Here is a 26,338-nt window from a genome sequence, read left to right as displayed (position 1 = left end):
AGCTGATAATCTTGGACATAGGTGTTTTTTATAGTGCTAAGGTATTCAAATTAAATTTCTTATAAAAGAAATTACTATGTTTAACCACAAAATTATTTAAGTGTATGGGGGCAGTATTTCGTTTTAAACAGTTTGAGGTAGATCAGGGCGAGTGCGCAATGAAAATTAATACGGATGGCGTTTTATTAGGAGCACATTTATATGGTGATGGTTTTAAATATATTTTAGATATTGGAACTGGCACAGGGGTTATAGCCTTGATGGCTGCTCAATGGCATCCTGAAGCTTTGGTTGATGCTATAGAGATAGATGAGCTGGCTTATTTGCAGGCAGTTAATAACTTTAGAAAATCTCCCTTTGGAGATCGTATGGAAGCATATCATTCGGATTTCATAGCTTTTAAGACTGACCATAAGTATGACTTGATTTTTTCAAACCCTCCGTTCTATACAGACTCTTTGCGTAATCCTGATGAACGAAAAAGCTTGGCAAAGCATAGTGATTTTTCTTTTTTTGAACATATGATTGACTTTGTAGACTTTTATCTTTCGTCTAAAGGAAAATTTAAATGTGTTTTACCTGTGGAACTGGCTGACTGGATTGTTTGTGAACTGCTAAGCAGTAGAGAACTGTTTTTATTGGAAGAGCTAGCCATTTCTTCTTTTGAAAATTCGAATATTATTCGAAAAATAATAACTATATCGCGAGAGAACTTAGGGGTAAAAAAGAGTAGATTGGTTATATATAAGGAAAAGGGGATGCATTCGTCTTCTTATAAGGAATGTTTAAGTCCTTTTTTTCTTGCTTTTTAGTAGTATTGTAATAAAATGAAGAAAATAGGACTTATTTCAGATACACATGGTTTTATCGATGACCGTGTCTTTATGCATTTTGACGCTTGTGATGAAGTTTGGCACGCAGGCGATTTTGGTGATGTAGCTATTATAGAGCAACTCCAGAGTTTTAAACCTTTCCGAGGCGTTTGGGGAAATATAGACGGGAAAGAAGTACGTGCGGTTTGTTTAGAACATGACCGTTTTATGTGTGAAGAATTGGATGTTTGGATGACACATATTGGCGGGTATCCGGGGAAGTATGCTCCACAGGTAAAGCCGGGGATTTTTATTAACTCTCCGAAGTTATTTATTTGTGGGCATTCTCATATTCTTAAAGTACAATTTGACCCTAAGTTGCAATTATTACATTTAAATCCAGGTGCAGCTGGTAAACAGGGCTGGCATCAAGTCAGAACGTTAATGCGTTTTGATATCAATGAGGATAAAATTGAAAATTTGGAAGTGATTGAGTTACGTTAATTTATAAGTTGTCTCTAACTTCGATGAGAAAAGATTTAAGTCGTTCTAGAGAGTCGATAACCCGCTGGTTTTCCTTGGCTTCGTTTTTATTACTACGTAAATAGTCACGGGCTCCCTGTAAGGTGTACCCCTTATCTTTTACGAGATTGAAGATGATTCTTAAGTTCGCAATATCTTCTTGTGTAAAAAGACGATTTCCTTTTTTATTCTTTTTAGGTTTTAAAATGTCAAACTCACGCTCATAAAACCGTATTTGGGATGCGTTTACATCAAACATTGCTGTAACTTCTCCCATCGTGTAATATAATTTGTTTATTTCGCGTTCTTTGTAAGGCATAACTTAATTTCTCTCAAACAAATATACGATCTATGTTTGAGTTTTCGTAAACTTGTTCTGTTTTATGAGAGGAGTAGTTGTTATTAGTAAATTTTTTACGAATTTGTTTTCAGCTCGGAGGGCGGTTGCGGTTACTATTTTTCCCTTTATCTTTTTAGCTGAAAAGTCCTACAAAAATAATCTAATTTTACTTAATCACGAACGTATACATTTATCCCAGGCATTGGAGTTGGGTGTTCTGTTTTTCTATTTGTTGTATATTCTTGAGTTTGTATTACATTATATAAAATACCGAGACTTTCAGCAGGCTTATTTAAGGATAAGCTTCGAAAGAGAAGCTTATCACAATGAGTCTAATAAACATTATTTAAAACAAAGGAAATATTATTCCTTTTTCCATTATTTTTAGTTTGTCCAATTGTCCGTTCTAAAGGGGGAAACAGGTAATCCTCGAGCGTTAAATAAGTTTGGCATTGCTGTTTCTGAAAAACCAAAACGTACTGCCACAGGGTTTTCTACTACTGTTGAACTCACGCTGATGGTGCTCCCTGCTATTGTGGCTTTGGCGGGATGGAAAACCTGATCCTCCCCTGCGATATAAATATCTGAGATAATTTGGTCAGGACATATTAAGTTGCCTTTGGTGTAATAGAAATCGATATCAATTTTGTTGTTTTGTATTTTATGGCTTTTATAAATCGGAGATTTATAGTCGTCTATTGATACATTATAGAGTTCAACTAGGGCAAGGTCGCTAAGTCTATTTGCTACGGCTTGTTTCTGTATAGGATGAATGTCTTTAATATCATCAACTAAGTCGGTTACGACTGTCATTCCAACTTTAGGAAGAGCTAGGGCCGTTTTATTTTGTTGCTCCCTTAATAGGGCCGCTTTAGGGGAATCTGTATTGTTATATGCAAAAGGAGCTATCTGGACAAAGTAGAAAGGAAAATCTTGATCCCAGGCTTTGCGCCAACTTTTGATCATCTGTTGCATTAACTTATCATAGCCTTTCCATGTTCCTACGTTACTTTCTCCTTGATACCAGAAAGCTGCTTTAATATTAAATGGGGTTAGTGGAGCTAGCATACTGTTCCACAAAGCTCCAGTTTTTGTAGGCCAATAGGGGCTGATTTCTATCTGATCCGCAAAACTCTTTAATTCTTCGTCCTGATCAAAAACATCTTTGGATGTCCAGACTTCTGCCGATGTGCCTCCCCAACTAGCGTTAATAATACCTATTGGTATACCTGTTTCTTTATTTAATTTTTTGGCAATAAAATAGCCTATAGCTGAGAAAGGTTTAAGTGTTTTTTCATTGAGTTCTGTCCATTGGTTTTTTATGTCCTCTTGTGGCGTATTGGCTGCATATCTACTAATCTGTAATAGTCGAATATTTGGGTTCGATGCGTAAGGAAGTTCATCGATGATCTCTTTTAGGTTTTGATTACCTCCCCATTCCATGTTCGATTGTCCTGAACAAAGAAAGACATCGCCTAATAAAATATTATTCAGTTGGATGGATTCGTTTCTGCTCTTTATTAATAAGTTGTGTGGACCGCCGGCAATCGTTGTTGATATTTTTGTAGTCCACTTGCCTTCACCATTAGTTGTTACTTTAATGGTGTCGGGATGCCAAGATGCTTTAATTTTTAATTCGGTTGTAGCATTGGCCCATCCCCATACCGATACATCAGATTCGCGCTGGAGAACCATATCATTGGAAAAATGATTCGGAAGTCTAAGTTGTGCGTGCGTAGGTAGGGTGATAATCAGTAGCAGTGCGTAAACTATTGCTTTGATGGTTTTAATTTTGGTTGACATAATAGAGATTTAATTTGTTAGATCTAAAAATAGAAAATATATTTAAGAATAATCTCTTTTAAATGTGGGAGCTTAGGTGTTTTCTTGTGGGAAGATTTTTATAAAATAATAAAAGGTGTTTTATAAAACACCTTTTATTATTTTTCTCATTAATATTTATATTATTTGACTAGTCGTAAAAAGCTAGCTACTTTATTTTTTAAGTTACGTCTGTCGACGATAAAGTCTAGAAATCCATGTTCTAATACAAACTCAGATGTTTGGAAGCCTTTCGGTAAATCCTTTTTTATAGTTTCTTTAATCACGCGTGGACCTGCAAATCCAATTAATGCTCCAGGTTCGGCAATGTTAATATCGCCTAGCATCGCATAGGAAGCGGTAACTCCACCTGTTGTAGGATCTGTTAGTAAACAAACATAAGGTAATTTAGCTTTTGCCAATAAAGCAAGTTTAGCCGATGTTTTAGCCATCTGCATTAAGGAGAATGCAGCTTCCATCATTCGCGCACCTCCTGACTTTGATATTAACATGAATGGGAGCTTGTGTTCTAAACAGTAATCGATAGAGCGAGCAATCTTTTCACCCACAACCGATCCCATAGAGCCTCCAATAAATGTAAAGTCCATACAGGCTATTACGACATCCTGATCATTTATTTTTCCATGACCACAACGAATAGCATCTTTTAGACCTGTTTTTGCCTGACTATCCGCTAAGCGGACAGGATAAGGCTTTGTGTCTGCAAATTCTAGTGGGTCACCTGACGTTAAGTTTGCGAACAATTCTGTGTAATTATTGTCGTCAAAAAGTATAGAGAAGTAAGCAGCTGATCCAATGCGAATGTGATAGTCACAATATTGGCAAACGTATTTGTTTTCAATCTGCTCACTATTTAATAGGGGCTTTTTACAATTAGGACATTTTTCCCACATTCCGTCCGGCGCTTCCTTTTTATGTTCTGTAGCCGTATTAATTCCTGCTGTGCTTCTTTTAAACCAACTCATAAGTTTTCGTTAATTCGAAATGCAAATTAACGAAAAATATTGTTGTTAACTGAAAAGTTGAAATGAAAATATCAAAATATGCGAATTTTTAACGGTATTGCTATGAGAAAAATGTTTTGTTTGGAAAAATAAGAAGAGTTGTTCTTGTAAAACTCAGTCCTACGGCTTTATCGTAGATGGGGTGGTTAAAAAAGGGCAAGCTTATCCTATCGCACCGCTCAACCAAATACCCTTGCTTTGTTCCCAACCTGGGGGAGTCAATGGGAGCTGGTCGTAGGAGACTTGCCCATCACAAAAGTAGCAAAAAAAACTGCTTTCCGAAAATTATTTGCAAAGCTTAGTTTATTAGATTGATTATGAGTCGATAAAAATGTAAAATAAGGATGGGTTTCTACTCTGCTAAGCAGTTGAGCTATATTTTATGTAAACTACACCGGAGAGTTAGGAGGGGGACGGGGGGGATTTTCTGCATTTTACTTCTTTTAGAAAAAATTTTATTAGCATCCCTTTTTTGTATAAGAAGGCCTTGATTTATTAAAAAAATAATTGTTATGCATTTTAAATAGATTGGAAAAGTGAATTTTAATCAAGCGTTGCAAACTTTCTGGTTAATTTCGTCTAGGTCTTTGCTTACTTTACTATTTGATATCTTTTTCCGGGCAGTGATATAATATGTCCATTCATTTCCATTTGTAGCAGTATTAATGAGAGTTTACTGATAGGATAGTTTACAGCATGGGCTATATCATCAAAGGAAATATGTCCTTTCGTTGCCATGAATGTGTATATTTTCTGTTCATCAGCCGATAAAGAAATTGTAGGTAAGCTTAATTGTATATTTTTTGTTTTTGAGGTTTGCTCCCAGCCCATGATATAAATTAGGTCATCAGCATGACGAATGAGGTGTGCACGATTTGTCTTAATGAGGTAGTTACACCCTTCTGAGTAAGTTTGTCCTACCGCGCCGGGAAAAGCACAGACGTCACGATGGTAGCTGTTTGCAATTTCAGCAGTAATAAGAGCCCCTCCTTTTATAGCGGCCTCAATGACGATGGTTACATGGGACATACCTGCTATAATACGATTTCTTGCAGGGAAGTGCATGCGTTCGGGCTTTGTGGTTGAAGAAAATTCTGTTATAACACCTCCATTATATGTCATCTGTGCAGCTAGATCTCTATTTGCAGCAGGGTAAACCATTTGCAGACCATGACCTAAGACTCCAATGGTAGGTATATTATGGCGCAATGCAGCTCGATGTGCGTAACTGTCGATACCGTGAGCAAGCCCGCTGACGATTTGTATATCCATACCCTGTAGAGAACTGATTAAATCTTCACAGAGCCGCTTACCATAGGGCGTGGCATTTCTTGTACCCACGATGCTAATACTTTTTTGAAGCTTTTGACTAATCTGTCCTTTGAAATAAAGTATGAGGGGAGCATCATCACATTGTTTTAATAAAGTGGGATATTCTGTGTCGTTTATCCATAACAGTTGGATTTGATTTTTCTCTAAGAAATTCATTTCTTCTTCTGCTTTATGTAAGCAGTCTTTGGATAGTATAGCGTCGATCGTTGTTTTGGGTAACCCAGGAATATTGTGTAGTTCGGCTCTAGTAGCATAGAAAATATTACTTGGAGAGCCAAAACATTCTAGTAGCATACGTCCTGTTTTAGGACCTACACCTTTTATCTGGGTGAGTGCTATTTGTTGTAGTTTGTTCATAATTGGAAACTTAAAAATAGTTAATTTATATAAATAAACTAACTTTGAGTGAATAAAATAGATATGTTATGAGACTAGAAGGAGGAGAAGAACCTTTTGATGTAGAAATTGGCGATATTGTTTATGCTATTTTCCCTGAAGAAACAGATGTTTACTTGGTTTTTAAAGATGGGGTCGAGTATGTTAAAATTATTAGAGATACGGATACGAATTGGCTTAAATTAAACCCAGAAACAGACTTGCCTATGTTTGGAATGGATGAAGAGGTGAATGCTATAGGTGATGCCATTGCAAGAGTTGTGCAGTAAAATAGCGCCGATTAAGAATAGTGGGCTTTTTGTGCCGTTAAAGAAAGTTAAAGCATTTAGTGGTAAAGTGAGTTTTTTCTACATTAGTCACTAAATCACTAGTGCATGTGTAAACTATTTGTTTTTTTTATTATATTCTTGATGTATTGTACTATTGCCTTAACAAAGCCCAGTAATTTAATGCAAAAAGGTGATCAGGATACTTTAAAACAAGATACACTCGTTATTGATACTGTTGTAGTCACGAGAGGTAAGTTATCCCCTTTGGAGGAGTACGAATTGAAAAAGGAAAATCATAAGGAAATCTACTTTTTGGGAGATAATAAAAATATGGTGACTTTACCAACCTCAGGAGGCTTGGCTGTGAATATACAGAAGTTATATAATCACTTAAGTCGAAGAGGAAAGGGGAGTCGGCACTTACAAAAGTTATTTGATAAAGAGTATGAGCAGGACCTAGTGAACGAAATGTGGGAACCTTTAATTAAAGAGTATTCTCATTTAAGTGGAGACACACTGCGTTTGTTTGTCATTCATGCAAAACCTAGTTATGCTTGGATATCAAAAGCTACACATTATGAGCAGGTCGCCTATGTATTAAAGCGAGAGAAGAGTTTCTTAGATTCTATTTCTGTATTAATGGATAAGATCAGGTTATAATTTCGTTAACTTGAACTTTTGATTATAACCCGAACTTTTGTCTTACATGGGGGCGTATAGTACGTACTTTGTGAGAAAGAAGTCTTCCTCAAAATAGTCTGCTAAAGCATGTAGTTCTACTTTTAGCTTAGACTCTTTGATTTCATCCTGCAAGTCACCGCCTTTTAAATATAAAATCCCGTTTGGGATAGCATTTTTATCTTGCTTTTCAAATTTGTTTCTGATCCAAGTTGTAAAATCGCCTAAACGGGTAACTGCTCGAGAAACAACAAAATCATAGGTATAGTCTAGTTGTTCTGCTCGTATGTGGTCCGCCTCTATGTTTTTTAAGCCAAGGGCATTCGAAATTTCCCGTACTACTTTTATTTTTTTACCTATAGAGTCTACCAGATGAAAATGAACATCAGGGAACATAATTGCTAATGGGATACCCGGGAATCCTCCTCCTGTTCCTACATCGAGAATGCGGCTACCTGTTTGAAATTTCCCGATAAATTTTGCGATACCTAACGAATGTAGAACATGATGTAAATAAAGGCTATCCATATCCTTTCGGGATACGACATTAATTTGGTTGTTCCAATAAGAATATAATTCCGCAAGTTGTGCAAATTGTTCTTTTTGGATGACAGTAAGATCAGGAAAATATTTATAAATGATGTCTACCGAAGGGGTCATAGTTGTTTTGTTTTGAGAGAAGGGGTTTAACTCCATGTTGTCTTTTTGCTGTTGCGATTAAATAAACCGTTAAAGCAAATATAGAAGTAATAGAAAATATCTAAAAAAGGTAACCAGATTAACAAATCAATGACTTGCAGTTTTTTATATATTTTTGCAAAAATTATAAGTTGGCCTAAATATCTTATTAAATAAATACATAGTGGAATAAACCAGAGGTTAGGAAAAAGTGTTAAACATAAAACAATCATCAGGTAAAATAACATGGCTGATATTAATTGTGTCGCTAACATCTTTTTATGCCTTTTTTTGTATAAGACTGAAGCGCCAGAGTGTCGTGCCTTTTGTTTATAATAACTTTTCCAGGTGTCTTTGGGTACAGAGTAGACTTGTGATTCAAGGTTTATAACGACAGCCACATTGTCTTTTGTAGCATTGTGATTAACAAATAGATCATCGTCACCTGATTTAATATGCATATGTTTATTGAACCCTTTTCCTTTGAAGAATAAACTTTTTGTATAGGCGAGATTTCTACCTACTCCCATATAAGCGTCCCCTTTCAATGCATAGCTTAAGTAGCTAATAGCCGTGTGTGTAGTCTCAAAGCGTATTAAACTATTTAGAAAGCCGCCTTTGCGCAAATAAGGTGAATAGCCTAATATAATCTGTTTTCCTTTATTAAAAGCGAAAGCTCCAGCCATTTCACTGAGCCAGTTTTCTGAATTTGGTTGACAATCAGCATCTGTGAAGACAAGATGTTCGTGCTGAGCAGCTTTTATGCCGAGTGTAAGAGCGAATTTTTTAGTATGTTTAAGTTGTATATGTTCTTTAATCTCTACGATTTTTAATTTGTCGGGGTACTGTTCTGTAAATTCTTTTAATACCCAGGGAGTTTCGTCTGTAGAGCAATCATTTACTACTACTACTTGGTAGTTTGGATAGTTCTGATTTAAGATTGAGGGTAAAAATGCACTGAGATTAGCTTCTTCATTGTAGGCGCAAATAACTACACTTACCGGAGGTTGAAAATTTTTTGAGCTGAAGGCTTTTACCCGATGAAAAGCAAGACGTCCGTAAATATAAATTATATAGTAAAGCTGAATTACTAGGAATACACCTAGTAGAGCAAAAGGTATGTAGCGGGTAATGAATTCAATATCTGTCATAAGAAAAGTCAAATATAAGCTCTTCTTTTAAGATATATAGGAGAAATAGTTAAGATTTTGTTAGGAGCTCGTTTACTCCTGTTTTTTTATTCTATTTTTGCAGTGGTTTTTTGTTGTGGGAGATGTTTTTGTTTCCTTAGATAGCAATGACCCAATGAGAAATAGATAGTGATATATGAAATATTCATGTTACACTTCTTGCATAAATACGAATGAAAGTAATTGATGCATGAACTTGTAACAGTCTGTTTGAATATTTCATATGATAGATACAGACAGGTTATACACATATGAAATTTACACTTCAAGCACAAGATAAAGGATCTAGAGCACGTGCGGGTTTATTGGAAACGGCTCACGGAAATATTCAAACGCCTATTTTTATGCCTGTCGGAACCGCAGGTACTGTTAAAGGTGTGCATCAACACGAATTGATTAATGACTTACAAGCTCAAATCATATTGGGGAATACTTATCATCTTTATTTACGTCCGGGGCTGGATGTTATTAGTAAGGCGGGAGGTTTGCATAAATTTAATGGATGGGATCGTCCTTTATTAACAGATTCAGGAGGTTATCAAGTTTATTCACTTACTGAAGTTCGTAAAATAAGGGAAGAAGGTGTGACTTTTCGCTCACATATTGATGGGTCTAAGCATCTTTTTACACCGGAGAATGTGATGGATACACAGCGCATTATAGGGGCTGATATTATTATGGCTTTTGATGAATGTACTCCGTATCCTTGTAATTATAATTACGCACGTAGATCTTTGGATATGACGCATCGTTGGTTAAAGCGTTGTATTGAAAGGTTTGACAGTACTGAACCTCATTATGGGTATGAGCAAACTTTATTTCCTATTGTGCAAGGATCTGTTTATAAAGATTTACGTGCAAAATCAGCGGAGGTGATCGCTTCTTTTGATCGTCCAGGAAATGCAATCGGCGGATTATCGGTCGGAGAGCCTGCGGAGGAAATGTATGCAATGACGGATGTTGTTACGAATATATTACCGAAGGATAAGCCTCGTTATTTGATGGGGGTGGGAACTCCTATTAATATTTTGGAAAATATAGCTTTAGGTATTGATATGTTTGATTGTGTGATGCCTACCCGTAATGCCCGTAACGGAATGCTATTTACGAGACACGGTATTATCAATATAAAGAATGAAAAGTGGAAAGATGATTTCTCAGCTATTGATCCGGATAGTGATTTACTTGTTGATCGAGTTCATACAAAAGCATACTTACGACATTTGATCCGTTCACAGGAAATATTGGGAGCGCAGATCGCTTCTTTACATAATTTAAATTTTTACCTCTGGTTGGTAAAAGAGGCTCGTGAGAAAATTATAGATGGTACGTTCTATAGTTGGAAAGACAAGATGGTGAAAGTTTTGGGGCAACGTTTGTAATATTCTTGTTTAGAGTTGGCTTGTTTTTATAATCATATCTCACTATTTTAGGATGATGAACATCATTGATCGGTATATTATTAAAAAATATCTCAGCACTTTTGTGTTTACCGTAGGTGTTTTTATAATTGTAATAGTTGTCTTTGATGTATCGGAAAAGCTGGACGACTTTCTGAAGAATAAAGCACCTATGTCTAAGGTGTTTTTAGAGTATTATGCATTAGGGAGCATTCCTTTCTTTTTAAATATGCTTACTCCGTTAATTAACTTTATAGCCGTTATATTCTTCACATCAAAAATGGCAGATCAAACGGAAGTTGTGCCGATACTGAGTGGGGGGATGAGCTTTAACAGATTTTTGAGGCCCTATATGATAGGGGCTACTATTATTTTTTTATTTACACTTATTTCTAATATTTGGATTATACCTTACACGAATAAGATAAAGGTGAATTTTGAAAATGTATATGTAAAGCCCCATAAGGTCAATACAACGACGCTATCTACCCACATGCAGATAGATTCTAATACGTATGTTTATATAGACAATTTTGATACAAAGCGAAATATAGGCTATAATTTTTCTATAGAAAAATTTGATGGAGACCTGATGATAGAAAAGCTCGTTGCGCAACGTATCACATGGGATTCGGTAGCTACCAAATGGAAGATAGAGGATTATAGTGTACGTACGATTGATGGCTTGCGAGAGGAGATGGTTGCAGGTACTGTCCGAGACACCACCTTGGATATGCTGCCAAGGGATTTTGAGATTTACGATAATGTATTCACAGCTATGGATACGAGAGAGTTGAATCAGCGTATAGCAAAAGAAGAAACACGAGGGACAGGTATGATGACTGACCTGCTTTTGGAAAAGTATAAACGCTACATAGGTCCGTTTTCTGCCTATATTCTTACGCTGATGGGCGTGTCTTTATCCTCTAAGAAGGTGCGAGGGGGGATAGGTTTAAGTTTGGGGATAGGAATCGGTTTAAGTTTTGGCTTTATCGTGTTAGTGCAGTTCTCTACAATGTTTTCTCTCAAGGGCGGTTTGCCACCTCTGATTGCGATATTGATACCTAATGTTTTATTTCTTGTTTTAGCCTTTTGGTTAAAGTATAAAGCTCCTAAATAAGAGAAATGCAGCGTTTAAAATTGAATAAAAATGTTCTTATTCTTCACTTGACTGTGTTAATTTGGGGCTTTACAGGAGTGCTCGGCGAATTGATTTCCCTGTCGGCAGCACATTTGGTTTGGTACCGTGTACTTATTGCAGTGCTTTCACTGTTTGTGTATTTTATTATAAAAGGAGACTCTATCCATGTTACACGTGAAAAACTAATTCAATTTGTATTTGTAGGTGGGGTAGTGGGGTTACATTGGGTGCTGTTTTTTTATTCGATTAAAGTGTCTACTGTTTCAGTTACGTTAGTAACTCTTTCTTCTATTACCTTATTTACATCGATATTAGAGCCTCTTATAAACAAAAAGAGAATTTCATTAGCGGATGTTTTAGTAGGGGTAGTGATCATATTCGGGATATATTTGATTTTCAAGTTCGAAATCCAATATATTTTGGGCATCATTTTTGGCCTGTCAGCAGCTCTTTGTGCTAGTTTATTCTCTATTCTTAACGCAAGAATGGTAAAGCATACGCGTGCGACTATTATAACTTTTTATGAGATGTTTGGTGCTTTTTTCTGGATATCTTTATTTATGGCGATAACGGGAGAGTTTAATGAAGGGCTGTGGTTGCAAGGCGTGGATTGGGCTTATCTTTTATTGTTAGGGATTGGCTGTACTGCTGTAGCTTATGTGTTGGCTGTAGCTGTTATGAAAGAGTTGAGTGCTTTTACGGTTGCACTGACTACTAACATGGAGCCTGTTTATGGTATTGTTTTGGCTTTATTGATTTTTGGGCGAAAAGAAACAATGAGTTTGGGCTTTTACGGTGGTGCTGTTATAGTTCTTGCTGCGGTATTTCTATATCCTTACGTAAAGACTCGTTTAGAGGGAGGAAAATCTGAATTGCCACAGCGCAAGTTGCATTGATATTAATGTGTTTTAAATATGAAAAATTGCGTTATTTAGAATAGTTTGTAACATCATTTTGGCTTTTTTGACATTTATTTTATTGCTACCTTGACCTTTTAAATTTAAACCTGGCATATTGCTATCTAACAAATGAAGGTCATTAAATCAGTTTTTTTATTAAGTACGTTATTTATAGTCTTTTTTTGCATCTCTTGTGATAGAGTACCGACTATAGATAGAGAAGTTTTATTGGCTGAAGCTCCTGTCTTAAGTCCACAAGAATTTATGAGGTATACACATGTTGAGGATGGGTTTGAGTTGCAGCTCGTGGCAGCAGAGCCACAGATTATAGCTCCTATAGCTATGGTTTTTGATGATGAGAATCGAATATGGGCTGTAGAAATGACATCTTATATGCCCGATACGGAGGGGAAAGGAGAGGATGAACCAACAGGTAAAGTGGTTATATTAAGTGATGAGGATGGAGATGGATTTTATGAAACAAGAAAAGTGTTTTTAGACTCTTTGCGTTTACCTCGCTCGCTGGCGCTCATAGGTAATGGAGTTTTAGTAGTTGAATCTCCAAACTTATGGTACTTTGATATCGTTGGTGATAAACCATCCAACAAGACTTTGGTTGATCCTGATTTTGCACGTGGCGGTAACCCCGAACATCAGGCAAACGGTCTGTTGCGTGGTATGGATAATTGGATATATAATGCCAATTCTGATAAACGCTATAAAAAGTTAGGTGATCGTTGGCTTACAGAGAAAAATCATTATCGCGGACAGTGGGGTATAACGCAAGATGATGTCGGCAGACTTTTTTATAATAATAACTCTCAAAATTTATTAGGGGATTATTTTTTGCCAAGTTTGGGAAGTAATAATCCGGATTTGTTAAAGATTAAAGGTTTTAATGAGCGTATAGTAGATGATAATCGTACGTATCCGAGCCGTCCGACTACAGGTGTTAACCGGGGTTATATGGAGTCTGTTCTGGATGATAGTCTGAGACTTGCTAGTTTTACAGCTGCCTGTGGTCCATTGATTTATAGAGGGGGACTTTTTGATGCGGTATATCACCAGAATGCTTTTGTTGCCGAGCCTGCTGCTAATCTTGTTAAAAGGAATATATTGGAGCATAATGACGAGTTGGTGTCTGGAAGGCAAGCTTATGAAGGGCAAGAATTTATTCGTAGTGATGACGAACGCTTTAGACCTGTTAATTTGATGAATGGCCCAGATGGAGCTTTATATGTAGTAGATATGTACCGAGGTGTTATTCAGCATAAAGCTTATTTAACCGATTATCTTAAGGAGGAAATCAAAGAAAGAAACCTAGAGCTACCTCTTAATTGCGGACGTATATACCGTGTAGTGCCGAAAGGGAAGAAGTGGCAAAAAGCTATTCTTCCACAAAATGTAAAAGAATTGGTTGGTCTTTTAAGACACTCTAATGCTTGGATGCGAGAAGGAGCTCAACATAAAATAGTTGATAATCGGATGCTTGCAGCGATTCCTTTATTGAAGGAGCGACTAGCTCAGCCTGCAAATTTACAGGAGTATATACATTCTTTATGGACATTACAGGGGATGGGTGGTATCTCAAATGAAGAACTGATGAATTTGATCATTGAGGAAAGTGAATCTGAAAAACTCAAACAGTTATTTACAGCACTTGAACGTATAGAGAAAACTAAAAATCTAGATGCCTTTTTAAATAAAGTAATGACGTTGACAAAAGAAAGGTCAACAGCTACTTACATTTCTTTTAAAGTGAATGTTTTCGAAAATTTTGATGTGAAACTAGCATTACAAATAAAAGTAGAGTTATTGAAACATTTTCCAGAATCTGTAACCATAGCGCAGGGACTTCTATCTAATGCTCATCAGAAAGAGGGAGTTTTGATAGAACAGGTTCGACAGGCAGGAGTACAGGATGATGCGGTTATTTTTACTGAATGGATAAATTTGCAAGAAAGTATTAAATCGGCACAGTATGTTGTGAAGAGTAAAGAACTAGAAAAGAAATACAAAAATGGTATTGCTATATTCAAGTCTACATGTCAGGCTTGCCACGGTGAAGATGGTAATGGTATAGAGTTTTTGGCACCACCTTTAAATGGCTCTGAATGGGTAACGGGGGATAAAGAAACTTTGATTTCCATTGTGTTGTATGGGATGAAAGGTCCGGTGACTGTAAATAGTAAGCTTTATGAATCGCCGGAGATCAGTGGAGAAATGCCCGGAATTATTAGTAATGAGAAATTAAAAGATGAAGATCTAGCTTTGTTATTTAGTTATTTGCGTAAAAATTGGAGTAATGAAGCTAGCGAGGTGAAGATAGAGGATATAATAAAAGTGAAAAATAGATATAAAGATCGGGTTAACTCTTTTACTGAAGCTGAATTGCGGGAGGAAATAAAATGAGCGAAAAGGTCGGTGAAGTTTATGGTATTGCTATTATAGGTACAGGTGCTATAGCTGAAATACATGCTAAAGCAATTGCTGAAATAGGGCAGGCACAACTTATAGGTGTGTATAATCGTACAGTTGATAAGGCAGTTGCTTTTGCCACCAGATATGATTGTGACGTATTTCGATCGATGGATGACATAAGTCAAGATTCACGGGTTTCAATTGTTTGTATTTGTACGGCATCCGGATTTCATTTAGAACCAGCATTAAAGTGTTTACAGTCTGGTAAGCATTGTTTAATTGAGAAACCGTTAGAAATATCATCTGAACGATGTGACCAGTTAATTGAAGCAGCTTCACTTTATGACCGTAAGTTAGGTGTTGTTTTTCATTCTCGTTTTTACCCTGTATCTAAAGTTGTTAAAAATGCGGTTGATACAGGTAGATTATCTGAGCTTGTTTTAGGCAGTGCTTATGTTAAATGGCATCGTTCACCTGCTTATTATACCTCGGCAGATTGGAGAGGAACTTGGGCGCTGGATGGTGGAGGTGTCTTGATGAATCAAGCCATACATTCTATTGATCTTTTGCAATGGTTTGCAGGCGAGGTTACCTCAGTGCATTCTATAGTCCGCAATATATTGCATAAGAACATTGAGGTGGAGGATACGGTGGTAGCTATGCTCAATTTTCAAAACGGAGCGGTAGGGACGATAGAGGCTACGACTGCTGCTTTCCCTGGGGCTTATAAGCGGATCGAGTTAATTGGTACAAAAGGAAGTATTATTTTAGAGGAAGATTACCTTCATACTTGGGATTTTGATGCGGTATGTGTAGAGGATGAAGGTATAAAAAAACAGTATTCTTCTTTGCCAACTGCTGGAGGTGTAGCAGATCCTATGAATATTAGCTACTTGGGACATAAGATGCAGATAATAGATTTTATTGAAGCTATTGAAGAGGATAAAAAACCTTTAGTGGACGGTGCTGAAGGCAGGAAGTCAGTTCAGATTATTGAAGCTATTTATAAAAGTGCTAAGACGGGGAAAGAAGTGTTTTTAAATGGGTAGTGTTTTATAAATTAAGTATTTACAGCTTTTTTGATAGAATATAATTGCCTATTACTAAATAATCCATATCAGTTTCAATAAAACAGCTATAAGCATCGTTTGGGTTGCATACGATTGGTTTGCCTTGTGTATTAAAGCTGGTATTGATCAAAATCCCCTGCCCAGTCAGGGCTTTGAAAGCACAAAGAAGTTTATAAAATAGTGGGTTCGAGTTTGCTGTTACAGTTTGTACCCGTGCCGAAAAATCAACATGCGTGATTGCCGGGTAGGGTGAGCGTACAGTATAAAGCTTTTCTTCCCAAGGCAAGCGGTGGTAATCTAGCGGAAGAGGATATCTTAATTCTTTTCTCAACATACTTGTTGTCAACATATAGGGCGAAGCTTGGCTGTGCTCAAACAGTTCAACGACATCCTCTGCCAGTACGGCGGGAGCAAAGGGGCGAAAACTTTCCCTATGCTTTATCTTGAGGTTGAGTGTTCGTTGCACTTGTTTGTTTCGTGGATCGGCTAATATCGAGCGGTTGCCTAATGCTCGAGGACCAAACTCCATTCTTCCCTGAAACCAACCTATTACTGCGCCTTGGCTTAATAGTTGGGCGACTTCGGTTAGTAGTGTTGTTTCGTCTTTTCGCTCAGCTTTCAAACCCAAACGACGGAGAATCAACATAATATCTTTATCTGTATAAACAGGACCTAAATAGCAGCCTGACATGCTGTCTGTGGTTTGAGTTTGTCGCTCCTTGTTGAGCTCGATATGCCAAAGCGCTAAAGCGGCACCAACAGCACCTCCTGCATCGCCTGCGGCAGGTTGTATCCATATTTTATCAAACACGTGAGCCCGTTCCAGCTTGCCGTTTGCCACGCAGTTGAGCGCCACGCCTCCAGCTAGTACAAGATTTGATAAGCCCGTAAGCTTCTTTGCCGTATTGGCCAGCTTCAAAACAATCTCTTCTGTCACCGATTGTATAGCATGGGCCAAGTCCATATAAGCTTGTTCCAGCGGTGCTCCAGGCTCGCGCTTGGCTATTTTAAATAGCTTGAGCCAAGCTTTATCGTTCGCCATACGTAAACCTGTCGCATAGTTGAAATAGGCCATGTTGAGCAAAAACGAACCATCTTCTCGAATATCCACCATGTGGGTTTTAATGAGAACTATATAGTTTTGCGCTGTTGCGGAGTGCTGTCCGTAGGGCGCTAGTCCCATAAGCTTATATTCGCCTTCGTTTACCTTAAAGCCACAGTAATACGTAAACGAGGAGTACAGCAGTCCTAACGAGTGCGGAAAGTGGAGTTCTTTCAATACTTTAATCTCTTTTCCTGTGCCTACAGCTATGGATAAGCTGCTCCATTCGCCTACACCATCAATCGTCAAAATAGCGGCGTTCGGAAAGGGCGAGGGGTAGAAGGCGCTTGAAGCATGCGATAGGTGATGTTCGGCGAACCGTATAGGCGCAGCTATGCCCAATTTTTTGAGAGATTTGCTTAAAGATCTCTTTGTGAAAAGCTTATCTTTCATCCATAAAGGCATAGCTTTCAGAAAGCTCTTTTGTCCTTTGGGCGCAAAAGCATGATAGGTTTCTAAGAGGCGTTCAAACTTTATGAAAGGTTTTTCGTAGAAAACTACCCAATTGACATCTGACCCCAATAAGCGGTTTTCTGTTAGAAGGTAGGCTATAGCTTGATGAGGGAAAGCCTCGTCGTTCTTTTGTCGGCTGAAGCGTTCTTCTTGCACGGCGGCTACTAGTTCTCCATCGATTAGTAAGGCGGCAGCGCTATCGTGAAAAAAGGCAGATATACCTAAGACAATCTCCATTCTAAAAGTGGGTTAAAAGATAGAATAAATAAAAGGAGCGAGTGCACTGCCTTGGGTCGATATAATTAATAGGCTTAGTAACAGTAGTATGATAATGGCAGGTATTAACCAATATTTTTTACGGAGACGCAGAAACTGTAGAAATTCTTTAATAAATGCCATATGCTTTAAAATTGCTTATGTAAGTCTTGGGGTTCATAGCAGTGTTCTCTATTGTAGAATACACTGCTTTTAGCTTTCTTAAACTCTTTTAGTTTTAAGGGATCTTGTTTGGTTAAGAGTGAGCGCAAAAAGGCTACTGGAGTCATAACACCGTAGAATATTAGGAGTAGAATAAAGGTCGAGATTATCTTTTCTAAGACAAAAGCGAGCTTAAACCATAACCATGTGAATGGACGAAGAAGTATTGGAACGAGCAGGCTTACAACTAGCGATAACAGCGCTGTATATATATAAAAGGGCTGTTTGTAACATAAGCCGAGTGTAATGCCCACTATGCCTACTAAAACACCAAACTCTGTATATTGTTTTCTTCCTATCATAAGAGGTCTTTCTAAGATTACTGCTTGCGATAAAGATCGGCTACAGCTTTATTGCCGATCATATCGTAATTCTCTGCAATCGCCAGTTGGATTGTTGTTTTCTCTTGCCCCTCGTTAAGATTTTTCATTAGTTCCTTTAAGTGGATCACCTTTGCAATATAAGTTTTTAATTCAACAAAATCCGTCTGTCCTGTGTTGTGTTCAATCATATAAGGAATATATTCAAGAGCTTTTTTCGGTTGGTCAATACGTAGCGCCGAAACCACGAGTGACTGTCCTAATTCAAAAGAAGGTTTCAACTTGAAGCTTTTTTCAAAGTAGGCTAAGGCGCTTTCATAGTCTGCCATAGCGGCTAATGCTTCGCCTGCCAGTAGCTGAAATTTTGCATCGTAAGTATTGTCCACTATCCGCACTTTTAATGTTTGAAGTATTAATGGATATTCTTTCTTTTCCAAGGCGTAAGAGTAGAGCTGATCCATGCTTTTATACCAGTTTTTATTCACATTATAATCCCACGCTATCTGCTCCATCTTATTGTTTACACGAGCGTTTTCAACTTCTTGATAGAATGGAAATGTTTGCAACAACTTGTTCAGCGCATAATGGGCGGCGAGTGAGTCAAAAGCTAAAATGGGATAGTCTTCTAGTGATGGGTTTATGACTTGCGCTCCCTTAGGTAGCAGATTGTTAATCGCTAAAGATTGATAAAATGTTTGTGCAAGGGTTTTATGCCCTAAAATATTGGGGTGTACGTGTTCTAAGAGTAGTTCATTACCCACTATTCCATGAGCGCTACCTGCCTTAAAAGCCGCTTCTCCCTCCACCAAATGGACATTTTTATACTGTTTGGCAAAAGTACGTACAAGCTGATTAATTTCTTTTGGTGCTCTAAAGCGAATGCAGTCGTAGTCCAGCGCTTTCGCAAAAGCTTCTTCTGCCTGCTTGTAATTGGCTTTCTTATAATAGGCTTCTCCTTTTTTAAAGTACAAATTCGCGGAGTTACTTTCGCTCTCGCCACAGCTTTTGAATGGGGCTAAATCTTTGAGGTTAACGGCCACGGTCGATAGAAAGACAGGGATCGATTTTTTTTCAAACAAAGCCAGTAAATCTTGCATGTTTTGTTTAAACTGTATTACTCCCCTTTGATAGACGGTTCCTTCATAGTCGATAGACTGGTCGTTAACCATGTTTTGCATTAGCGTGTTGTTCTTTTTATCGCTTTTGCGACGTAGGTTTAAAAAAGCTGTCGCTAGTATCTGATATAGGCGTGTACTTTTTAGCTCAATCATTATACGTACAAAATGCTTTGAATGTCCCCAGCTCGAGCTCGAAGCCACACCTAATGCTCCGTAATATTCGTTGTGTCCCCCGTAAATCAGCACCCCATCGGGTGTATAGTCAGGCAGCTGCTTTGAAAAGTCTAAAAATGTGTGCGAGTTAATCGCTGAAAATGATAGGTTGATTACTTCGATATCTTTGTGTGGATAGTTCTCTTGTAAGATATATTTTAACATCCGTGAAAAAGCAATGTTATTGGGGTAAGGGAAGCCTAAGGCTGCCGACTCGCCCAATACAAATAGCCGAAATGTGTTGCTGTCTTTTTGAGTTTTAAAAAACTCGGCGTTGCCGTGGCTCGCCTGTTCTCCATTAAAGTAACGTTTCGAAATGTTTTTGTTTAAGTAGTGGTAGTTGTTGTCGGGTGTGGTCAAAAACAAATCGTCCAGATTGTCACCATAATCGGCATAGCGTAAGCCCAGTTCTGCCAAGGCTAATAGGAGAAAAGGTAACGATAATGCAAGAGTTTTAAAAATGCTGGTTTTGACCTTTGTGTTCATATCAAAATAATAAGGTGTCTGCTATCGTAAGTGTGACTCAATACGTCGGAGCTGATCTTTCTCGGTGATGAAACAATTAAAACAAGTCTTTGTGATGACGGCTTTTGTGCGTTTATTGTAAAGATAGGCTTTAAGCTTCAATTGGATAAATTTTATAAAGATTACACATGTAACCACAGCTTTTTCTAATCGACTAAGAAGATGGGAAAAATGACTGTAGCTACATGTGCTTCTTCATGTTCATATGCCTTACGGTATGACTACCTCTAGCACCTCACTGTAATTGTAATGGTTGGCAGCGTTAGTGGCCAAAGCACCTGCACGTACATAGTATGTTTTACCTTTTTCAAGCTTGCCCGTTAAAGTTTCCGAAAAGCTCTTATTAGCAAAATCGTTATCTTGTAAATCCTTTACATTTTGTTCCGCTCGTTCCACAAATGTACTTTTATCTACGTAAGGTGTTTTGCCCACCAAAAATACTAAGTTTGTAACCTTTGGTGAAGAAGGTGTAGGAGTTACTTTCGTGCTCAAGGTGACACCACCTGCTATAGGTGTCGCCTCGATTGTCAATCGTATGTATGGCTTAACTTTGATATCCAAGTTTTTCGTACCTGATATTTCAGTTTCTATCGACTCGATTTGATGGAATGCACCCTCTGCCAGTACCTTATACTTGCCTGCAAAGACCGCTTTGTTCTCAAAGCTACCATCTTGCTTGGCCCAAAAGTCGTTGGGCTGAACACTCCATCCATCTTTGTAAAACTCATATAAGCGCATCCGTGTGCCGTTTTGGGCTTGAGTAGGCATAGGTTCGTTAGTTTCCTCGTCTATGATTTTGCCTGTAAGCGTTGCATTCGGTCGGTCGTAGTTGTCGAGCTTACAGGCTTGAAAACTCAAAATTGTGCAAATACTGATTAAGGTAAGGCTTTTCTTTTTTATATTTTTGATCATTGCTATAGTATTATAAACCTGGGTTTTGGACTAATAGTTCGTTTTGGTTAACGCCAGGGATCGGTTGGTAATAGTTTTTCTCCAAAAATGTTTTCGCTTGGTTCAATGTGTTTTGACCTTTCTCAAAGATGTATTTCTTCGATCTGTAATCCAACCACGGAATCAAAGCCGAAAACTGCGTGTTGTTCATCACCGTAGTGGCTGTTCTCCATCTGACCAAATCCCAGTAGCGTGTGTTTTCAAAAGCAAATTCTACTCTTCTTTCTTTACGAACATCGGCAAGTGTTACCGATGATTTCTCGCTGATACCTGCACGCTTACGAACCTCATTCACTTTAGGAAGTGCTTTGCTTGCTTGTCCCAATTCTACGGCTGCTTCTGCATAGTTAAGTAAAGTTTCGGCATAGCGGAATACTAAAAAGTTCTGTCCTGACCGGTTCATATCCAAACGATTTACGGGATCCATATATTTCTTCAAGTAGAAGCCTGTGCGACTACAGTCGCCCTGCACAACAAGTCCGTCTTTCCCGCTTACTGTATATGAAGGATCGTGTACAAATTTCTCGGAAAATGACGAAGCTTCATGTTTCACATTATTAGCATCGATGATACCTCTACGCATCTCCAATACTCCATTTTGCCAAGGGCTGTTCGGATAAAGTACGGTAGCAAAGAAGCGTGGGTCTTTATCTTTAAAGATATCGTCAGCTTGGTTATACTGAATGGGGGTACCAGAATCATCTTTTACTTTCAGTGTGCCTGCACGTCCATCGGTATACTCAAATTCTTCTACAAGTTCTAGAGTAGGACCTGTTGATGTTCCCCAGTCAACTTTAAAGGATGGAGCTGCGTTGTAATAGTCAAAACTATGTGCTTTGTCAGGAACCGAGAATGCTTTTACATAAAGTGCTTCTTCGTGCATACTCTCGTCGATAAAAAGCTTTTGAAAATTCTCAGCTTTGTCCGTCTCACGCTCGTATAATGCATAGCGACCTGATTTGATGATCTCTTCCGAAGCGTTCATGGCAAGCTGGAAATAATGGTTAGCCTTGTTCTCCTGTATTCCGACTAAGCCGTTTAGCTGAACTTTTCCGTAACGGCTGATTGAGCCTGCATAAAGCATCGCACGGCTTTTTAATGCATAAGCCGAATATTTTGTTGCTCTAAACTGGTTGGCTGCGTCTTGGCTTTCCGGTAGGTCAGTTATGGCACGATCTAGGTCTTCACTTATAAAAGACCATGTCTCATCCTCGGTGCTACGCGCAATTTTCAGATCATTGATATTATCGCCGTCATATTGTTGAACTTCTTTAACCAAAGGTAATCCGCCGTAGCGCTTCGCCATCACGAAATAGTTGAAAGCACGCAAGAAATAAGCTTCTGCTGTATATTGTTTAATCAAAGAATGGTCGATTTTTGCCGAGGGGATTTTCTCCAAAAACTCGTTTATTTTACGAATTTTATTATACTCCCATTTTTCTAAGTAATTGTCGCCAAAGGTAGGGTTGTGTGCCGATCCCCAGGAATAACCGCGCATAGCTTCGTCCGTGTAGTGCGACAAGTAGCCGCCGTTCATTTGCCAGTCGTGATGTTCTACAAATACATCGTCATACATTGCCGCCATATAGGCTTGTATAGCGTTGGGATTGCCCCATACTTTATCATCAGAAATAACATCTAAGGGTTCGCGATCTAGAAAGTCGTTGCAAGACCAGTTTAAAACCGAGGCACTTGCTATAAGTAAATATAAAAATCTTCTTTTCATTTCGTATACTCTATTTAAAAGGTAAGGTTTACACCAAAGTTATATACTCGCATTTGTGGGTATAAAATGCGGTCGTTGCTAGGTGCCTCTGGGTCTCCAAATGAAAGGTTGTCAAAGGTTAAAAGGTTATTAGCAGACAAGTAAACTCTTAAACTGTGTATACCTATTTTTTCTTTTGTGATATGCGTAGGGATGGTGTAACCCAACTCGATATTTTTCACACGTAGGTAGATAGCATCCTGCAGGTAGAAGCTTGAACGTCTGTTGTTTGACTCTTTTCCTGAAGCATAGGTTGATGGGTATTTACCTGGTATCCATTCTGAATTCGGATCGTATAGGTCAGCTCTACGCCAACGATCGGTAAATATTTCCAATGCACTTGATCCGTTTGACAAAGCATGCGCCATTGTACCGTGCATGTATCTCGAGTAGTTGGCTGCTCCTTGCATCAATACTGAAAAATCGAAGTTTTTCCAGGTTGCTGATAGATCTAAACCAAAATACATTTCTGGTTTGTTGCTACGGCCCATAGGCTGTATGTCATTCTCGTCAATTACACCATCTCCGTTTAAGTCTTGGAACATCAAGTCACCAGGTGTAAGTGTCGTGTTACCTGCACCATCCTGTATAGCCCAATTGTTGATCTGCTCTTGATCTTGGAATTGCCCTACATACTTGTAGCCATAGTCTATGTTCTGCCATCTGTCAGAACGGTTGTTTTTCCAATTCGTAAGTGAGTTGATAGGGGCGGCTTGTTCAATATACACATCTTTAATACGTGTGAACGACACGTTACCTTTTATCGCATATTGGAACTCGTTGATCTGGTTGCGGTGGCCTAAGCTCAATTCAAAGCCGCGATAATCGTCGCTGTTTAAGTTTTCCTGTGGTAATGAGACACCAAATGTGTTAGGCAACGAAAGGGTACGGTAAGCTAATAAGCCTTTACGCTTGCGGTAGAATGCATCGAAAGTAACTTCTAATTTTCTGTTCCAGAACGAAGCGTCAAGTCCTAAGTTGAAAATCTCTGATGTAAACCAAGTGTACGCAACGTTCGGTAAGCCTTTTGGGTTTAAACTCTGTATCACGTCAGATCCGAAGATATACGATGATCCTCCAGGATAATTATAACCTGTCAAATATTGGAATGCTTTTACCTCATTGTTGTTTCCACGGTCGTCGCCCATTTTACCATAGGATAAGCGAAGCTTCAAGTCGTCGAAGATCGTCATGTTATCTTTGATGAATGATTCTTCTGACAAGCGCCAGCCTAAGGATGCACTTGGGAAGAAGCCCCAACGGTTGTCTTTGTGGAATTTGGCAGAACCGTCTTCACGGAAAGCCAATTCTACCAGATATTTCTGCATATAGTCGTAGTTCACACGCCCCACAAACGATACGTTAGCTATTTCGCTCTCATTACCACTGTTATTTTTATTGATATCACTACCTGCGTTAATCTGTTCTAAAGCGTCAATGTCAAACTGTCTGTATGCTTGTACAAAGTCGTCTTTGTCTTCACGTCGCTCGAAAAGCGCTAAGGCTGACACGTTGTGCTTGTCGTCAAAACTGCGATTGTAGTTCAACGAGAATTGCAGTAGGTTCTGCTCGCTGGTGTAAGTACGTCGGTCTAAGCTTGAAGGCGAGTTGCCCGTAAATACCCTGTTATAAATGTTGTTTTGGCTATCATGTTCGTATAGGAAAAACTCTTTCGCAAAGTTTTTATCTTCTTCTACTCTCGTTAAGTACGAAAATAAAGCTTTAGCCGACAAACCTTTTACAGCAGGTATATCATATTTTAAAGAAAACTGTGTATTTAACAATTTCTTCTTTCCTCTTCTATAGCCCGAGTATTCGGCGTCCGATCTAGCTAGCGGGTTTTGGAAGTTTGTCAAACCATAGTATGAAGGATCATTGTCGTTTGCATAAGGTGACATCGTCGGTAACATACGCGTCACACCGTGAATAATAAAGGTATCGTCGTCGTAAGGAGCTTGTCTGTTTTCCACACGTCCGCTTACCTGCACATCAGCAGTCAAGTTCTTTGCAATCGTAGAGCTCAAGTTTGAGCGGAAGTTGTAACGACCAAAATCCATATCTTTGGTTGTGTACATACCTTCTTGTTTGGTGTAGCCTACCGAAGTGAAGTAACGGCTGGTTTCTGTACCACCTGAAATGTTTACGTTATGTTGTGTTTGAGGAGCAAAATCACGTGTCAAAATATCAAACCAGTCGTAACTCTTGTAGCCGTCGGCTCCCTCTTTGAAAAGCTGAAGCTTCTCCGGTCCGTAAATAGGTGCATTCCCACGGTTCATTGCGTCCTCGTCAATCAGCTCCGCATATTGAGCAGCGTTCACCATTTTAGGGTAAGAAGTGAAATTTTGCAAAGCAACCGATCCGTTATAGGCAATTCTAGCAGCGCCTGCATTACCTTTTTTTGTAGTGATAAGCAAAACTCCATTTCCGGCTTTCACCCCATAAATCGAAGCAGCGGCATCTTTCAATACCGATATACTCTCTACCTCGTTTGGGTCAATCTGGAAACCTGGTTGTTCAATGCCGTCAACCAAGATCAAAGGCTGGCCAAAGCCACGAATATCTACAGTGGACTCCGAGCCAGGAATACCACCTGTATTTTGCACACGGATACCCGGCATACGACCAACCAAAGCATTACTTAGGTTAGAAACCGGAGCTTTCGCCAACTCTTCTGTTCCGATTGTAGCAACCGACCCTGTAACAGTGGCTTTCTTTTGCGTACCGTAGCCGACAACGACGACCTCGTCTAAATCTGATATAAACGACTGTAAGATGATGTTAATGGTGTTTTGTGAGTCGATAGCAACTTCTGCCAAAGCATAGCCAACTGCCGATACAGTGATCGCTGTATGATTACTGTTTATATTGAGAGAATAATCCCCGTTTTCGTCTGATGAGGTAGATGCCGAACTACTTTTTACTGCTACTGTAGCGCCCTGAACAGGCTCGCCAGTTTCATTAGTAACCGTACCTTTGATAGTTCTTTGCTGAAGGACCTCTATGCTTAGGTTTTCTTTAACAATAGGGTTAGATACACTACTCGCTTTAGCACTGCCTTTTTTCTTTTTAATGACAACTATCTTTTGATCAATTTCAAAATCCAGTTGGTATGGTGTTAACAACGTGGTTAAAGCTTCTTTAAGCTCTATATTGTTGACGTCAATGTTTTTTTTCGGAAGGTCTTTTCCTAAGCTACTGTTGTAAAGAAAGTCATATCCTGTTTGTTTCTGAATAGCAGCTAAAATTTCAGTCAACGATGCATTGCGTAATTTTACTGTGATTTTTTGCCCGTAAGTAGTTGCCTGAGCCTTGAAAAAAAAGGCTAGGAAAACTAATGAGATAATTTTAATACGTAAACTATCTTTACTAAAAAGCTTTATCGATCGATTCCGATAATGAAGATGGTTTTTATACATTAGG

General features: G+C 38.5%; 22 protein-coding genes and 1 other RNA gene. 9 read left to right on the top strand and 14 right to left on the bottom strand.

Annotated elements, in window-relative coordinates; all coding sequences use genetic code 11:
- Window positions 1-104: 104 nt before the first annotated feature.
- On the top strand, window positions 105-812 hold the full coding sequence (locus ORI89_RS01115; RefSeq protein ID WP_268228578.1) for a tRNA1(Val) (adenine(37)-N6)-methyltransferase: 708 nt from the start codon (window positions 105-107) through the stop codon (window positions 810-812).
- Window positions 813-827: 15 nt separating this feature from the next.
- Window positions 828-1,316, top strand: coding sequence for a metallophosphoesterase family protein (locus tag ORI89_RS01110; RefSeq protein WP_268228577.1), 489 nt, complete (start codon window positions 828-830; stop codon window positions 1,314-1,316).
- Between the two features lies 1 nt (window position 1,317).
- Here ORI89_RS01110 and ORI89_RS01105 read toward each other — a convergent pair whose 3' ends face one another.
- The 5 genes from ORI89_RS01105 to dprA all read right to left on the bottom strand — a co-directional run bounded on the left by ORI89_RS01105 (window position 1,318) and on the right by dprA (window position 6,209).
- Window positions 1,318-1,653, bottom strand: a complete 336-nt coding sequence (locus tag ORI89_RS01105) for a MerR family transcriptional regulator (protein WP_268228576.1) — start codon at window positions 1,651-1,653, stop codon at window positions 1,318-1,320.
- A gap of 405 nt (window positions 1,654-2,058) precedes the next feature.
- Window positions 2,059-3,477, bottom strand: a complete 1,419-nt coding sequence (locus tag ORI89_RS01100) for a sialate O-acetylesterase (protein WP_268228575.1) — start codon at window positions 3,475-3,477, stop codon at window positions 2,059-2,061.
- A gap of 161 nt (window positions 3,478-3,638) precedes the next feature.
- Window positions 3,639-4,481, bottom strand: a complete 843-nt coding sequence (gene accD / locus ORI89_RS01095) for an acetyl-CoA carboxylase, carboxyltransferase subunit beta (RefSeq protein ID WP_268228574.1) — start codon at window positions 4,479-4,481, stop codon at window positions 3,639-3,641.
- A 190-nt stretch (window positions 4,482-4,671) separates the two neighbouring features.
- Window positions 4,672-4,769: signal recognition particle sRNA small type (ffs, locus tag ORI89_RS01090), an RNA gene on the bottom strand.
- A gap of 342 nt (window positions 4,770-5,111) precedes the next feature.
- Window positions 5,112-6,209 carry a DNA-processing protein DprA gene (gene dprA / locus ORI89_RS01085; protein ID WP_268228573.1) on the bottom strand — a complete coding sequence of 366 codons (1,098 nt, stop codon included), beginning with the start codon at window positions 6,207-6,209 and terminating at the stop codon, window positions 5,112-5,114.
- Between the two features lie 68 nt (window positions 6,210-6,277).
- On the opposite strand from dprA, the gene ORI89_RS01080 reads away from it, so the two are divergent.
- A complete protein-coding gene (locus ORI89_RS01080; RefSeq protein ID WP_268228572.1) occupies window positions 6,278-6,517 on the top strand; it encodes a hypothetical protein in 240 nt (79 codons plus the stop codon).
- A 141-nt stretch (window positions 6,518-6,658) separates the two neighbouring features.
- Window positions 6,659-7,177: a hypothetical protein gene (locus tag ORI89_RS01075; RefSeq protein ID WP_268228571.1), complete on the top strand. Its 519-nt coding sequence runs from the start codon at window positions 6,659-6,661 to the stop codon at window positions 7,175-7,177.
- Between the two features lie 42 nt (window positions 7,178-7,219).
- Here the strand turns inward: ORI89_RS01075 and rsmG are convergent, their stop codons facing one another.
- Together rsmG and ORI89_RS01065 are read right to left on the bottom strand one after the other, a co-directional pair.
- The gene (rsmG, locus tag ORI89_RS01070) at window positions 7,220-7,855 is read right to left on the bottom strand and encodes a 16S rRNA (guanine(527)-N(7))-methyltransferase RsmG (RefSeq protein ID WP_268229116.1); all 636 of its coding nucleotides are present in this window, start codon (window positions 7,853-7,855) and stop codon (window positions 7,220-7,222) included.
- A 26-nt stretch (window positions 7,856-7,881) separates the two neighbouring features.
- On the bottom strand, window positions 7,882-9,024 hold the full coding sequence (locus tag ORI89_RS01065; protein ID WP_268228570.1) for a glycosyltransferase: 1,143 nt from the start codon (window positions 9,022-9,024) through the stop codon (window positions 7,882-7,884).
- Between the two features lie 290 nt (window positions 9,025-9,314).
- On the opposite strand from ORI89_RS01065, the gene tgt reads away from it, so the two are divergent.
- The 5 genes from tgt (at window position 9,315) to ORI89_RS01040 (ending at window position 15,973) form a co-directional block, all read left to right on the top strand.
- Window positions 9,315-10,445 carry a tRNA guanosine(34) transglycosylase Tgt gene (gene tgt, locus ORI89_RS01060; protein ID WP_268228569.1) on the top strand — a complete coding sequence of 377 codons (1,131 nt, stop codon included), beginning with the start codon at window positions 9,315-9,317 and terminating at the stop codon, window positions 10,443-10,445.
- Window positions 10,446-10,500: 55 nt separating this feature from the next.
- The gene (locus ORI89_RS01055) at window positions 10,501-11,583 is read left to right on the top strand and encodes an LptF/LptG family permease (protein ID WP_268229115.1); all 1,083 of its coding nucleotides are present in this window, start codon (window positions 10,501-10,503) and stop codon (window positions 11,581-11,583) included.
- A gap of 5 nt (window positions 11,584-11,588) precedes the next feature.
- On the top strand, window positions 11,589-12,500 hold the full coding sequence (locus ORI89_RS01050; RefSeq protein ID WP_268228568.1) for a DMT family transporter: 912 nt from the start codon (window positions 11,589-11,591) through the stop codon (window positions 12,498-12,500).
- A gap of 132 nt (window positions 12,501-12,632) precedes the next feature.
- Entirely contained in the window at window positions 12,633-14,915 is a 2,283-nt protein-coding gene (locus tag ORI89_RS01045) for a DUF7133 domain-containing protein (protein WP_268228567.1), read from the top strand.
- Complete coding sequence (locus ORI89_RS01040) at window positions 14,912-15,973, top strand: Gfo/Idh/MocA family protein (RefSeq protein WP_268228566.1); 1,062 nt, start codon at window positions 14,912-14,914, stop codon at window positions 15,971-15,973. Before ORI89_RS01045 ends, ORI89_RS01040 begins: the two co-directional genes overlap by 4 nt.
- Window positions 15,974-15,992: 19 nt before the next feature.
- Here ORI89_RS01040 and ORI89_RS01035 read toward each other — a convergent pair whose 3' ends face one another.
- From ORI89_RS01035 to ORI89_RS01005, 7 genes are all read right to left on the bottom strand, one after another.
- Complete coding sequence (locus ORI89_RS01035) at window positions 15,993-17,786, bottom strand: carbamoyltransferase family protein (protein WP_268228565.1); 1,794 nt, start codon at window positions 17,784-17,786, stop codon at window positions 15,993-15,995.
- 12 nt (window positions 17,787-17,798) lie between these two features.
- Window positions 17,799-17,948, bottom strand: coding sequence for a DUF5989 family protein (locus tag ORI89_RS01030; RefSeq protein ID WP_268228564.1), 150 nt, complete (start codon window positions 17,946-17,948; stop codon window positions 17,799-17,801).
- Window positions 17,949-17,953: 5 nt separating this feature from the next.
- Window positions 17,954-18,328 (bottom strand): hypothetical protein, encoded by a 375-nt coding sequence (locus ORI89_RS01025; RefSeq protein ID WP_268228563.1) that lies wholly within the window; start codon window positions 18,326-18,328, stop codon window positions 17,954-17,956.
- A 17-nt stretch (window positions 18,329-18,345) separates the two neighbouring features.
- Window positions 18,346-20,163: a tetratricopeptide repeat protein gene (locus ORI89_RS01020; protein WP_268228562.1), complete on the bottom strand. Its 1,818-nt coding sequence runs from the start codon at window positions 20,161-20,163 to the stop codon at window positions 18,346-18,348.
- A 249-nt stretch (window positions 20,164-20,412) separates the two neighbouring features.
- A complete protein-coding gene (locus ORI89_RS01015) occupies window positions 20,413-21,114 on the bottom strand; it encodes a DUF3823 domain-containing protein (RefSeq protein WP_268228561.1) in 702 nt (233 codons plus the stop codon).
- A gap of 10 nt (window positions 21,115-21,124) precedes the next feature.
- A complete protein-coding gene (locus ORI89_RS01010) occupies window positions 21,125-22,879 on the bottom strand; it encodes a RagB/SusD family nutrient uptake outer membrane protein (protein ID WP_268228560.1) in 1,755 nt (584 codons plus the stop codon).
- Window positions 22,880-22,893: 14 nt separating this feature from the next.
- Complete coding sequence (locus tag ORI89_RS01005; RefSeq protein WP_268228559.1) at window positions 22,894-26,334, bottom strand: TonB-dependent receptor; 3,441 nt, start codon at window positions 26,332-26,334, stop codon at window positions 22,894-22,896.
- Between the last annotated feature and the right edge of the window lie 4 nt (window positions 26,335-26,338).

Source organism: Sphingobacterium sp. UT-1RO-CII-1 (genome assembly GCF_026711005.1).
GTDB lineage: Bacteria > Bacteroidota > Bacteroidia > Sphingobacteriales > Sphingobacteriaceae > Sphingobacterium.
Note: the sequence above shows the minus strand (reverse complement) of the source record. Positions and strands in the feature narration are given on the sequence as shown.

Excerpts from the sequence above, each read along its gene's own strand:
- ORI89_RS01015 (WP_268228561.1), bottom strand. The coding sequence starts at position 21,114 with ATGATCAAAAATATAAAAAAGAAAAGCCTTACCTTAATCAGTATTTGC.
- ORI89_RS01105 (WP_268228576.1), bottom strand. The coding sequence starts at position 1,653 with ATGCCTTACAAAGAACGCGAAATAAACAAATTATATTACACGATGGGA.
- tgt (WP_268228569.1), top strand. The coding sequence starts at position 9,315 with ATGAAATTTACACTTCAAGCACAAGATAAAGGATCTAGAGCACGTGCG.
- ORI89_RS01100 (WP_268228575.1), bottom strand. The coding sequence starts at position 3,477 with ATGTCAACCAAAATTAAAACCATCAAAGCAATAGTTTACGCACTGCTA.
- ORI89_RS01050 (WP_268228568.1), top strand. The coding sequence starts at position 11,589 with ATGCAGCGTTTAAAATTGAATAAAAATGTTCTTATTCTTCACTTGACT.
- ORI89_RS01025 (WP_268228563.1), bottom strand. The coding sequence starts at position 18,328 with ATGATAGGAAGAAAACAATATACAGAGTTTGGTGTTTTAGTAGGCATA.
- ORI89_RS01005 (WP_268228559.1), bottom strand. The coding sequence starts at position 26,334 with ATGTATAAAAACCATCTTCATTATCGGAATCGATCGATAAAGCTTTTT.
- ORI89_RS01065 (WP_268228570.1), bottom strand. The coding sequence starts at position 9,024 with ATGACAGATATTGAATTCATTACCCGCTACATACCTTTTGCTCTACTA.
- ORI89_RS01040 (WP_268228566.1), top strand. The coding sequence starts at position 14,912 with ATGAGCGAAAAGGTCGGTGAAGTTTATGGTATTGCTATTATAGGTACA.
- rsmG (WP_268229116.1), bottom strand. The coding sequence starts at position 7,855 with ATGACCCCTTCGGTAGACATCATTTATAAATATTTTCCTGATCTTACT.
- ORI89_RS01020 (WP_268228562.1), bottom strand. The coding sequence starts at position 20,163 with ATGAACACAAAGGTCAAAACCAGCATTTTTAAAACTCTTGCATTATCG.
- ORI89_RS01045 (WP_268228567.1), top strand. The coding sequence starts at position 12,633 with ATGAAGGTCATTAAATCAGTTTTTTTATTAAGTACGTTATTTATAGTC.
- ORI89_RS01110 (WP_268228577.1), top strand. The coding sequence starts at position 828 with ATGAAGAAAATAGGACTTATTTCAGATACACATGGTTTTATCGATGAC.
- accD (WP_268228574.1), bottom strand. The coding sequence starts at position 4,481 with ATGAGTTGGTTTAAAAGAAGCACAGCAGGAATTAATACGGCTACAGAA.
- ORI89_RS01080 (WP_268228572.1), top strand. The coding sequence starts at position 6,278 with ATGAGACTAGAAGGAGGAGAAGAACCTTTTGATGTAGAAATTGGCGAT.
- ORI89_RS01030 (WP_268228564.1), bottom strand. The coding sequence starts at position 17,948 with ATGGCATTTATTAAAGAATTTCTACAGTTTCTGCGTCTCCGTAAAAAA.
- ORI89_RS01075 (WP_268228571.1), top strand. The coding sequence starts at position 6,659 with ATGTATTGTACTATTGCCTTAACAAAGCCCAGTAATTTAATGCAAAAA.
- ORI89_RS01055 (WP_268229115.1), top strand. The coding sequence starts at position 10,501 with ATGAACATCATTGATCGGTATATTATTAAAAAATATCTCAGCACTTTT.
- ORI89_RS01035 (WP_268228565.1), bottom strand. The coding sequence starts at position 17,786 with ATGGAGATTGTCTTAGGTATATCTGCCTTTTTTCACGATAGCGCTGCC.
- ORI89_RS01115 (WP_268228578.1), top strand. The coding sequence starts at position 105 with ATGGGGGCAGTATTTCGTTTTAAACAGTTTGAGGTAGATCAGGGCGAG.
- dprA (WP_268228573.1), bottom strand. The coding sequence starts at position 6,209 with ATGAACAAACTACAACAAATAGCACTCACCCAGATAAAAGGTGTAGGT.
- ORI89_RS01010 (WP_268228560.1), bottom strand. The coding sequence starts at position 22,879 with ATGAAAAGAAGATTTTTATATTTACTTATAGCAAGTGCCTCGGTTTTA.